Below are 10,355 nucleotides of genomic sequence, written 5' to 3' on the forward strand. Positions count from 1 at the left end.
GGCCAAGGTGGTGCGCACCGCTCTCCAGGACGCGGCATCGGTCGCCGGCCTGCTGGTGACCACGGAGGCGATGGTGGCCGAGAAGCCGAAGAAGGAAGCCGCCGCCCCGGCAATGCCCGCCGGCGCCGGTATGGACTTCTGAGGTCACGGCCCATCCGCCCGCTTCCCTGGCGGGGAGCGGGCGTCATCCGAAGAGAAAGTGGAGGTAAAGATGGATGCAATGGCTGGCCTCGGATCCGTACCGGCTCCTACGCACCAGGCGAAGGAATTCCTGGCCTATGAAACAGAATGCAGGAACGTGCTGAAGCCGCTGCTGGCAGGGCTGCTCGACATGGCTGAAGCTGCCGGCTGGAACCGGCGAACCGCGGCGTCGGCACTGATGTTCCTCGCCGCGCAGCAAGTGTCGGCAACATCCGAGGTATCCGCCGGCAGCGGCTGAACGGAAATCGGCCAGTCCATTCACCTATTCGCGGCGGGCCGCGCTCCCGGTGCTCGGCCCGCTACAGGCCCTGAACAATCGAGAGGAGGCACAAGCCATGAATCACGGGCAATTTGAGGAACCGGTCACACTTCTGGTCGGAATGGGCTTTCCGAGGAAGATCGACAGCGTGATGGAAGCTTACGCACTGCTGCAGGACTGGCCGAGCGCCGGCCGCAACGGCGCCCATGCCGTCGCACTCAACGCTTGCAAGGCGGGCATCGTCGGCGAGATCGATCCGGAGACGGTGCGGGCCACGCTGGTCAGCTTCGCGCGCCGCCACGACATATTGGTGCCGGAGATGGTTACGCCGCTCGCGACGGCGGCCGGTGGTGCGCTGCGCACGAGGTGAACTGACGATGCGGCGCTGCACAGCGCCTGAAGACCATGGTCTTGCGATAAGCCAGGCGAACACGGAGACGCCGGAATTCCTTTCCGGGCGGGCGGCATTGTCGTTGGTCATTGAGCGAACGCGTCAGCAAGACTGACCTGTTCTGCCCGAATAGCGCTTCTGAGCGCCGCCTCCCGGTTAAAAAAGTATCATCCGTTGTCTTGAATCGTGGTGGCGCCTGTTGTCATGAGCCGGTACCTTGGCTCTTGAAATGCAGAGCCGAAACCAATTCGGCCGGTTTAGGGAATTGGGCCGAACGCGGCAAATATCCGTGCCGGCCCGGGAGGAAACGGACATGGAACCGGACCTGGAAGTTGTCCAGATACGACGCGGTGAGTCCTTCAAGGCGTGGTCGCACGGCTACCCCTTCCATACGGTGCGCTGGCACTTCCATCCCGAATATGAACTGCATCAGGTGATCTTCACCAACGGCCGCTATTTCGTCGGCGACTTCATCGGCGAGTTCGAGCCGGGCAATCTGGTGCTGACCGGGCCGAACCTGCCGCACAATTGGGTCAGCGATATCGCCAGGGACAGTTCGATCCCGCTGCGCGGCCGCATCATTCAGTTTTCCGAAAGTTTCATCGGCGATGCCATGCATGTGCTGCCGGAGTTGGCGGGGCTCACGGCTCTGCTCGAGGCGTCACGTCGCGGCGTGCTGTTTTCCAGCCGCACCAGCAAGGCGCTGGCGCCGCTGATGGAAGAGATGATGCAGGCACAAGGTGTGCGCCGCATCGAGCTGTTCATGATGATCGCCGGCCTGCTCAGCCGCGCCCAGGAATTCCAGCTTTTGGCCAGCGCCAGCTACCGGCCCGATCCCTCCGGCTACATGACCGCCGGCATGAATAAGGCGCTCGCCTATATCAGGGAAAACCTGACGCAGCTGTTCGACGAGGCGGACCTCGCCGCCATCGCCGGCCAATCGACCGGCGCTTTCTCACGCTCGTTTCGCCGTCACACCGGCATGTCGCTGGTGCAGTATGTGAAGCGGCTGCGCATCAACCTTGCCTGCCAGATCCTGATGAGCGACGAGCAGGCCTCGATCACCGACATCTGCTACGAGGTCGGCTTCAACAATCTGTCCAATTTCAACCGGCAGTTCCTGGCGGAGAAGGGCATGCCGCCCTCGCGCTTCAGGCGCCTGCTGGCCGACAACATCAACGCGGGAAAAGCCGCTTAACGGAGGAGCCAGGGAGGAACCAAGGGAGGATTTTTTCTTTTGCATGACGACGTGAGCCGCGTGGAGCGGTTCGCGATGGAGAACGCTTGTCTCGAATTCCTCCGTCGGCGGAGGTTGTCGGCGCGGCTCGAAAGGCCGGCGCCGGGTCCCGGTTCCCAATGCAGTTTGGGCGAGGGCGGATAGGTATCTTCAGACCAAAGCAGTCAACGACCTTCTTACAACCATATCCAGAAACGGAGAAGACCGAATGACCAAACTTTCATCTTCATTGAAGTCCGCTGGCAAGTCCGCCGGTGTGGCAGCCCTTGCGCTGTCGCTGCTGGCCGGCACCGCCGCGATCGCCAGGGCCGCCGAAGTCACCGATGCGACCGTCGCCTTCCTGATGCCCGACCAGGCCTCGACCCGCTACGAGCAGCATGATTATCCCGGCTTCGCCGCCGAGATGAAGAAGCTGTGCCCGGGCTGCAAGGTGCTCTACCAGAATGCCGATGCCGACGCCTCGCGCCAGCAGCAGCAGTTCAACTCGGTGATCTCGCAGGGCGCCAAGGCGATCGTGCTCGACCCGGTCGACTCGACCGCCGCCGCCTCGCTGGTCAAGCTGGCGCAGAGCCAGGGCATCAAGGTCATCGCCTACGACCGGCCGATCCCGACCGCGCCGGCCGATTTCTATGTGTCGTTCAACAATGAAGGCATCGGCAAGGCCATCGCCGACTCGCTGGTCGAGCACCTGAAGGCGCTGAAGGTCGATCCGGCCAGCGGCGGTGTGCTGCAGATCAACGGCTCGCCGACCGACGCGGCGGCCGGCCTGATCAAGAAGGGCATCCATGCCGGCCTCGACAATAGCGGCTACAAGATCCTGGCCGAATACGACACGCCGGAATGGGCGCCGCCGAAGGCGCAGCAATGGGCCGGCGGCCAGATCACCCGCTTCGGGCCGAAAATCCTCGGCGTGGTTGCCGCCAATGACGGCACCGGTGGCGGCGCCATCGCCGCCTTCAAGGCGGCCGGCGTCGATCCGGTGCCGCCGGTGACCGGCAATGACGCGACGATCGCGGCCTTGCAGCTGATCATCGCCGGCGACCAGTACAACACCATCTCCAAGCCGAGCGAGATCGTGGCGGCGGCGGCCGCCAACATCGCCATCAAGCTGCTTTCGGGCGAGACGCCGAAGGCCGAGATGACGCTGTACGACACGCCCTCGCAGCTGTTCACGCCAGCCGTGGTGACGCAGGAAAACCTGAAGGCCGAGATCATCGACAAGAAGATCAACACCGCGGCCGAACTCTGCGTCGATCGTTACGCGGAAGGCTGCAAGAAGCTGGGCATCGGGAACTGACCGCGACCCTTGCCCGCTCCGCTGCCTGGCCACCGCGCGGTGGCCAGGCAGCGCTCATCCGACATTTTTGAACCGGTTTTGAAAGGCTTCCTGGCATGATCGATACCCCGGACGAACCGGTTCCGGCAGGCGAGCTGGTGCTCAGCCTGCGCGGCGTTTCGAAGAATTTCGGCGCCGTTTCGGCGCTCACCGACATCGATCTCGATGTCCATGCCGGCGAGGTGGTGGCGCTGGTCGGCGACAATGGCGCCGGCAAGTCGACCCTGGTCAAGATCCTGGCCGGCGTGCATCAGCCGAGCTCAGGCACGATAAGTTTTCGCGGCAAGCAGGTGACGCTTGCAGATCCAAGTGCGGCGCTGACGCTCGGCATAGCCACCGTGTTCCAGGACCTGGCGCTGTGCGAGAACCTCGACATCGTCGCCAACATCTTTCTCGGTCGTGAGCTCAACCCGCTGCGGCTGGACGAGGTGGCGATGGAAGTGCGCGCCTGGACGCTGCTCAACGAGCTATCGGCGCGCATCCCAAGCGTGCGCGAAGTGGTCGCTTCGCTGTCGGGCGGCCAGCGCCAGACGGTGGCGATCGCCCGCTCGCTGCTGCTCGAACCCAAGCTCATCCTGCTCGACGAGCCGACGGCGGCACTTGGCGTGGCGCAGACGGCGGAAGTCCTCAACCTGATCGAGCGGGTGCGCGACCGCGGTCTCGGCGTCGTCATCATCAGCCACAATATGGAAGACGTGCGCGCCGTCGCCGACCGCATCGTCGTGCTGCGGCTTGGCCGCAACAATGGCATCTTCTCGCCCGACGCCTCGAACCAGGAACTGGTCAGCGCCATCACCGGCGCGTCGAACAATTCGGTGTCGCGGCGCGCCGAGCGGCGCCAAACCCAGCAGACTCAAATGGCGCGACAGGATCAAACGCAGGAGCCACGCCCATGAGCCGCGACGTGCAACAGACGGCCCCCGTGCCGCCGCAGCTCGACCGCGCCGACGTGCGCGTCAAGCATGAGGCGGGGATCGGCGGCGCCATCCGCAGGTTCTTCGACCGGGTCCGCTCGGGCGATCTCGGCTCGCTGCCGGTGATCGTCGGGCTGGTCATCATCTGGACGGTGTTTGCCAGCATCAACCCGATCTTCCTATCATCAAGCAATCTGGTCAATCTGCTGTTCGATTGCTCCACCGTGGGCGTCATCGCGCTCGGCATCGTCTGCGTCTTGATGGTCGGCGAAATCGACCTGTCTGTCGGTTCGATCAGCGGCTTTGCCTCGGCGATGGTCGGCACGCTGTGGGTCAACCAGGGCTGGCCGGTGGCGCTCGCCATTCTGGCCGCTGTCGCCGTCGGCGGCTTTATCGGCGCACTCTACGCGCTGCTGTTCAACCGGCTGGGCATGCCGAGCTTCGTCTCGACGCTGGCCGGTCTGCTGGCGGTGCTTGGCCTGCAGCTCTACATTCTCGGCTCGACCGGCTCGATCAATCTGCCCTACGGCTCGAACCTGGTGAATTTCGGCCAGCTGCTGATGATGCCGAAATTTGTTTCGTTCGCCCTGGCGGCCGTGCCCGGCATCGTCATGCTGGTCACCGGCCTGCGCACCGTTACGCGCCGCCGCGCCGCCAATCTGTCGGCGCCGTCGACCGGCGGCCTGGTTATACGGGCGGTGGTGATCACGGTCATTCTCGAACTCATCGTCTTCTATCTCAACCAGGCGCGCGGCATTCCGTGGATGTTCGGCCTGTTCGTCGGCCTGGTCATATCGATGCATTACGCGCTGACGCGGACCAAATGGGGCCGCTCGATGTCGGCGGTCGGCGGTAACCGCGAGGCGGCAAGGCGCGCCGGCATCAATGTGCGGCTGATCTATTCGAGCGCCTTCGTGCTGTGCTCGATGCTGGCCGCTTTCGGCGGCGTGCTGTCGGCGGCCCGCCTGGCCTCGGCCAGCCAGCAGGCCGGCACCGGCGACGTCAACCTCAACGCCATCGCGGCAGCCGTCATCGGCGGCACCAGCCTGTTCGGCGGTCGCGGCAGTGCGTATTCGGCGCTGCTCGGCATCATCGTCATCCAGTCGATCGCCAGCGGCCTGACGCTGCTCGATCTGTCCTCGTCGCTTCGGTACATGATCACCGGCGCCGTGCTTGCCATCGCGGTCATCGTCGACTCGCTGGCACGCCGCTCGCGTGTCTCCCATGGCCGGGCCTGAACCCATCAACAGGAAGCAAGACATGAGCGAAGAACTGTCCGGAAAAGTTGCCGCCGTCACCGGCGCGGCATCAGGCATCGGCCTCGAATGCGCCAGGCATATGCTGGCGGCCGGCGCCACCGTGGTGCTGGTCGACCGCGCCGAGGCGACGCTGAACAAACTGTGCGCCGAACTCGGCCCCAAGGCGATCCCGCTGGTCATCGACCTGATGCAGCCGGCCAGCGTCGCCACCATGATGCCGCAGATTCTGGAGAAGGTCGGCCAACTCGACATCTTCCATGCCAATGCCGGCGCCTATGTCGGCGGCGAGGTGGCGACCGGCGATCCCGACGCCTGGGACCGGATGCTCAACCTCAACATCAATGCCTGCTTCCGTTCGATCCAGGCGGTGCTGCCGCACATGATCGAGCGCAAGACGGGCGACGTCATCGTCACCAGTTCGATTGCCGGACTGGTTCCTGTGGTCTGGGAGCCGATCTACACGGCCTCCAAGCACGCCGTGCAGGCCTTCGTCCACACGGTGCGCCGGCAGGTCGCCAAGCACGGCCTGCGCGTCGGTGCGGTGGCGCCCGGCCCGGTGGTGACGGCGCTGGTCGACGACTGGCCGAAGGCCAAGCTCGAGGAAGAACTCGCCGCCGGCGGCCTGATGCAGCCGCGCGAGGTGGCCGAAGCGGTGATGTTCATGCTGACCCGCCCGCGCAACGTGACGATCCGCGATCTGGTGATTTTGCCGCAGAGCAATGATTTGTGAGTGGGTGAGGAATAGGGAATAGGCAGTAGGCAGTAGGCAGTAGGGGGAAGATAAAGGCACGACCTTGCTGTCGAAAACGCTTCTTGCTCCCTATCCCAACTCGCTAATCTCCTACTGCCTACTGCCTACTGCCTACTGCCCTGAACCGAAGGTTTCCCCCATGCCTAATTTCCTCGGCATCGACGTCGGCACCGGCAGCGCGCGGGCCGGGGTGTTCGACCACACTGGAAACATGCTCGCCTCTGCCAAGCGCGATATCGAGGCCTGGCGCGAGGCCGGCGACATTGTCGAGCAGTCGAGCAACGACATCTGGCGGGCGGTGTGCGCGGCCACGCGGGAAGCGGTCGCTCAATCGGGCGTGGCACCCGAGGCGATCGCCGGCATCGGGTTCGACGCCACTTGTTCGCTGGTGGTGCTGGGCGAGGGCGGCGTGCCGCTGCCGGTGAGCAGATCCGGCAATTCGGAACGCAACATCATCGTCTGGATGGATCATCGCGCGGTCGAGCAGACGCGCCGCATCAACCGTAGCGGCGAGGCGGTGCTGAACTATGTCGGCGGCGTCATCTCGCCGGAGATGGAAACGCCGAAACTCCTTTGGCTGGCCGAAAACCTGCCCGACACGTTCAACGCCGCCTGGCAGTTCATGGACCTCCCCGATTTCCTCACCTGGCGGGCGACCGGCAGCCTTGCCCGCTCGGTCTGCACGGTGACTTGCAAATGGACCTATCTGGCGCATGAAAGCCGCTGGGACGAGGCCTATTTCCGCACCATCGGACTAGGGAGCCTGGCCGACGAGGGGTTCGCGCGCATCGGCACGCAGATCGTGCCGGCGGGGGGCGCACTTGGCGGCGGGTTGACCGCGCAGGCGGCTGCGGACCTTGGCCTCGTCCCCGGCACCGCGGTAGCGGCCGGTCTGATCGATGCGCATGCCGGTGGCGTCGGTACGGTCGGTGCGCGCGGCGCGTTCGGCAGCGTTCTGTCGCGCATGGCCTATGTTTTCGGCACCTCGGCCTGCACCATGTCGTCGACCGCGGCGCCGGCCTTCGTCGACGGCGTCTGGGGTCCGTATTTCTCGGCCATGGTGCCGGGCCTGTGGCTGAACGAGGGCGGCCAGTCGGCAGCCGGTGCTGCTATCGACCATCTGGTGCGCATGCATCCCGCGGCTGCCGAAGCGACCGCCAAGGCGCAAGCCGAGGGGCTCAGCCTCAGCGCCTGGCTGTCGTTGCAGGCGCAAAGCCGCAATGGGGCCGCGGCAACGCCGGCGCTGGTCGGCGGCATCCATGTGGTGCCGGAGTTTCTCGGCAACCGCGCACCTTTCGCCGACCCGGACGCGCGCGCGCTGATCGCCGGGCTCGATCTCGACACCAGCCTCGACAGCCTGGTCGGGCTCTATGTCGCCGGGGTCTGCGGGCTGGGCTATGGCGCGCGCCAGATCGTGCGGGCCGAGCATGACAAGGGCATTGCCGTCGACACCATCGTGGTCAGCGGCGGCGCCGGCCAAAGCCCGCTGGTGCGCCAGCTGCTTGCCGATACCACAGGCATGGTGGTGGTGGCGTCGACCTCGCCGGAACCGGTGCTGCTCGGCTCGGCTATGCTGGGCGCGGTCGCCGCCGGTGCCTACAGGGATCTGACGGGGGCGATGGCCGGCATGTCGGAACTCGGCGAGGTCTATCATCCCGACGCTACGCTGGGCGGCTGGCATGCAAAACGCTTCGCGGCGTTCGAGCTGCTGCAGCAGGCGGGCAAGGCGATCAGGGGCTGAGAAACTGTTTCGAAAGGCCAGCGACTCCTGCCCGGCTCTGTCAGGAGTGTGGCGAACACCGCTTGGCGATGATGCCGGAAGCTGGCAGCTTTGTTCCGTCGCGACGAGGTAGGCGGCAGGAGCAGGAGGCCTGATGGCAGACGACAAATCGCCAGTGCCATTCGCATCGGACAGCGTGCCATGGACGGAATGGTCCGATGTGCCGCGCTTTGCCGTGCGCTACCGGCATCTGTCGCTGGCCGCCCTAGGCGAGAATTACCATGTCGGCGTGGCGATCGAGGAACTGCCGCCGGGCAAGCAGACCTCACCGGCGCACTACCACATTTTCGAGGAAGAGCATGTCTTCATCCTCGAAGGGGCGCTGACCGCTTATGTCGGCGACGCCGCCTACGCCATGAAGGCCGGCGACTACATCTGCTTTCCGGCTGGTGCTGCGGCGGGGCATTGCCTCATCAACACCGGCGACGCGCCGTGCCGCTATGTCATCGTCGGCGAGCGCAACCCGAATGACGTGGTCGTCTACACCGCCTCCAACAAGGTGCTGGTGCGCGCGCTGGGTAGCCGTGCGCTCTTCGATCTCGCTGCAACTCGAACCTACTGGGACGGCGAGAACACCGGCCTTGCCGCCGGCGATCCGCTGCCGTCGGGTGTGATGTCCGGTATCACCAAACCCCCAGCCGTGCCGATCCCGCCTGTCGCCAGCGATGCCGTCGAATGGAAGGTCGAGGGCGAAGGCCCGCGGTTCGGCGGCCGGTCCAGGCATCTGACCTATGCGGCTTTGGGACTACCAGACTATCATGTCGGCATGCTGATCGAGGCGCCGGCCCCCGGCATGCGCCTGGCGCCCAGGCACTACCACATGCTCGAAGAGGAGCACGCGCTGATTCTGGAAGGGCAGGTGACGCTGCTGCTTGGCGAGGAGCGTCACGAGATGAAGGCCGGCGATTATGTCTGCTTTCCCGCCGGCCTGGCGGTCGGGCATTCCTTCCTCAACAGCGGTACGGAACCGTGCCGCTATCTGATGATCGGCGAGAAAAATCCCAACGAGGTCTGCGTCTATCCCGATTCCAACAAGATGGCGGTCGACGCCTTGCGCCGGCGCGACGGCATTTTCGACATGGGAGCGGTGAGGCGGTACTGGGACGGCGAGGAGACGGAATAGCGCCCGGCGGTCCCGGGTTCACAGTTCCTTCTCCGCCAGCTCCCTGAATTCGTCGGGAACCGAGCGCGCGGCCTCCAGTGCCACCGTGCCGTAGCCGACCGCCTGTTTGCCGAAGCGTTCGCGGATCTTGTCGATGGCGCGGTCGGCGTCGAAGCGTGCCAGGCCTTTTCGGGTGCCGGGCCGGCGTTTCTCGTCGGCGAGGCCGAGCGGCAGTTCGAGCTGCAGCTCGAAGCTTTCCTCAAGATGCGACACCGAGATCGCCAGCAGCGAGATCGTTCTTTCGTGGGGGTTGTCGGCGAGGACGCCGCGCACCAGATCGCCGGCGATCTCGGCCAGCATCGCGGTCGCCGAGATCGGCTGGTCAAGCGTGATCGAGCGCGTGACGGCGCTGAGATCGGCAAAGCGCACGCGTACCGTCACCGTGCGGCCGGGCCGCGCCTTGGCGCGCAGCCGGCTGGCGACACGGTCGGCCAGATGCAGCAGAGTGGGCACGATGATCCGCGCTACGGCGGGTTTTTGGCCCAGCGCCGATTGGGCGCCGGCCGAATGCGCGCGGCTATGCGTTTCGAGCTTTCGCGGGTCGCGGTTCCATGACAAGGCGGCGAGCTTTTCGCCGGCGGCGGGACCGAGCAGCCGCGTTAGCGCGCCGCTGTGCGTCCTGGCCAGCTGGCCGATGGTCTCGACGCCGATTTCCGCCAGCCTCGCCCTGATCGCCGGGCCGACGCCCCACATCAGCCCGACCGGCAGGTCGTGCAGGAAAGCGAGCTCGCTGCCGGGGTCGACCACCACCAGCCCGTCGGGTTTTGCCACCTGGGAGGCGATCTTGGCCAGATGCTTGGTGCGCGCCACGCCGATCGAGATCGGCAGGCCGAGTTCGGCCCGCACGCGGCGGCGGATGGTCGTTGCGATCTCCTGCGGCGAGCCGAACAGATGCGTGCAGCCGGCGACGTCGGCAAACGCCTCGTCGATGGAGATGCGCTCGACCACCGGGGTAAAATCGTCGAGCACCTTGATCGCCGCGTCGCCCAGCCGCTGGTAGTGGCTGAAATTGCCGCCGACGAAGATCAGCTGCGGGCACAGCTCACGCGCCTTGCGCCCCGGCAT

10 protein-coding genes are annotated in these 10,355 nt (G+C 65.5%); 9 read left to right on the plus strand and 1 reads right to left on the minus strand.

The features are described from left to right. Positions 1–211 precede the first annotated feature (211 nt). The 9 genes from EN906_RS11005 (at position 212) to EN906_RS11045 (ending at position 9,251) form a co-directional block, all read left to right on the plus strand. A complete protein-coding gene (locus tag EN906_RS11005; protein ID WP_013530720.1) occupies positions 212–439 on the plus strand; it encodes a hypothetical protein in 228 nt (75 codons plus the stop codon). 97 nt (positions 440–536) lie between these two features. Next, positions 537–830 (plus strand): DUF982 domain-containing protein, encoded by a 294-nt coding sequence (locus EN906_RS11010; protein ID WP_127270014.1) that lies wholly within the window; start codon positions 537–539, stop codon positions 828–830. Between the two features lie 334 nt (positions 831–1,164). Continuing rightward, entirely contained in the window at positions 1,165–2,049 is an 885-nt protein-coding gene (locus tag EN906_RS11015; protein ID WP_127270012.1) for an AraC family transcriptional regulator, read from the plus strand. Between the two features lie 247 nt (positions 2,050–2,296). Further along, the gene (locus EN906_RS11020) at positions 2,297–3,385 is read left to right on the plus strand and encodes a sugar ABC transporter substrate-binding protein (protein WP_127270010.1); all 1,089 of its coding nucleotides are present in this window, start codon (positions 2,297–2,299) and stop codon (positions 3,383–3,385) included. 95 nt (positions 3,386–3,480) lie between these two features. Next, positions 3,481–4,320 carry an ATP-binding cassette domain-containing protein gene (locus EN906_RS11025; RefSeq protein ID WP_127270008.1) on the plus strand — a complete coding sequence of 280 codons (840 nt, stop codon included), beginning with the start codon at positions 3,481–3,483 and terminating at the stop codon, positions 4,318–4,320. After that, positions 4,317–5,576, plus strand: a complete 1,260-nt coding sequence (locus EN906_RS11030) for a sugar ABC transporter permease (RefSeq protein ID WP_127272382.1) — start codon at positions 4,317–4,319, stop codon at positions 5,574–5,576. The genes EN906_RS11025 and EN906_RS11030 overlap by 4 nt, the downstream gene beginning before the upstream one ends. A 22-nt stretch (positions 5,577–5,598) precedes the next feature. Then, entirely contained in the window at positions 5,599–6,327 is a 729-nt protein-coding gene (locus EN906_RS11035) for an SDR family oxidoreductase (RefSeq protein WP_127272381.1), read from the plus strand. A 160-nt stretch (positions 6,328–6,487) separates the two neighbouring features. Next, positions 6,488–8,089 (plus strand): FGGY-family carbohydrate kinase, encoded by a 1,602-nt coding sequence (locus EN906_RS11040; protein ID WP_127272380.1) that lies wholly within the window; start codon positions 6,488–6,490, stop codon positions 8,087–8,089. 133 nt (positions 8,090–8,222) lie between these two features. Then, a complete protein-coding gene (locus EN906_RS11045) occupies positions 8,223–9,251 on the plus strand; it encodes a cupin domain-containing protein (RefSeq protein ID WP_127270848.1) in 1,029 nt (342 codons plus the stop codon). Between the two features lie 18 nt (positions 9,252–9,269). On the opposite strand, the gene EN906_RS11050 is transcribed toward EN906_RS11045, so the two are convergent. Then, a partial coding sequence (locus tag EN906_RS11050; RefSeq protein ID WP_127375171.1) for a DNA polymerase IV occupies positions 9,270–10,355 on the minus strand: 1,086 nt, incomplete at its 5' end.

This window comes from Mesorhizobium sp. M7A.F.Ca.CA.004.06.1.1 (genome assembly GCF_003999135.1).
Taxonomy (GTDB): domain Bacteria; phylum Pseudomonadota; class Alphaproteobacteria; order Rhizobiales; family Rhizobiaceae; genus Mesorhizobium.

What these genes read in the sequence shown, in the direction of transcription:
- EN906_RS11035 (WP_127272381.1), top strand. Translation starts at nt 5,599, where the DNA reads ATGAGCGAAGAACTGTCCGGAAAAGTTGCCGCCGTCACCGGCGCGGCA.
- EN906_RS11015 (WP_127270012.1), top strand. Translation starts at nt 1,165, where the DNA reads ATGGAACCGGACCTGGAAGTTGTCCAGATACGACGCGGTGAGTCCTTC.
- EN906_RS11030 (WP_127272382.1), top strand. Translation starts at nt 4,317, where the DNA reads ATGAGCCGCGACGTGCAACAGACGGCCCCCGTGCCGCCGCAGCTCGAC.
- EN906_RS11020 (WP_127270010.1), top strand. Translation starts at nt 2,297, where the DNA reads ATGACCAAACTTTCATCTTCATTGAAGTCCGCTGGCAAGTCCGCCGGT.
- EN906_RS11010 (WP_127270014.1), top strand. Translation starts at nt 537, where the DNA reads ATGAATCACGGGCAATTTGAGGAACCGGTCACACTTCTGGTCGGAATG.
- EN906_RS11040 (WP_127272380.1), top strand. Translation starts at nt 6,488, where the DNA reads ATGCCTAATTTCCTCGGCATCGACGTCGGCACCGGCAGCGCGCGGGCC.
- EN906_RS11025 (WP_127270008.1), top strand. Translation starts at nt 3,481, where the DNA reads ATGATCGATACCCCGGACGAACCGGTTCCGGCAGGCGAGCTGGTGCTC.
- EN906_RS11045 (WP_127270848.1), top strand. Translation starts at nt 8,223, where the DNA reads ATGGCAGACGACAAATCGCCAGTGCCATTCGCATCGGACAGCGTGCCA.
- EN906_RS11005 (WP_013530720.1), top strand. Translation starts at nt 212, where the DNA reads ATGGATGCAATGGCTGGCCTCGGATCCGTACCGGCTCCTACGCACCAG.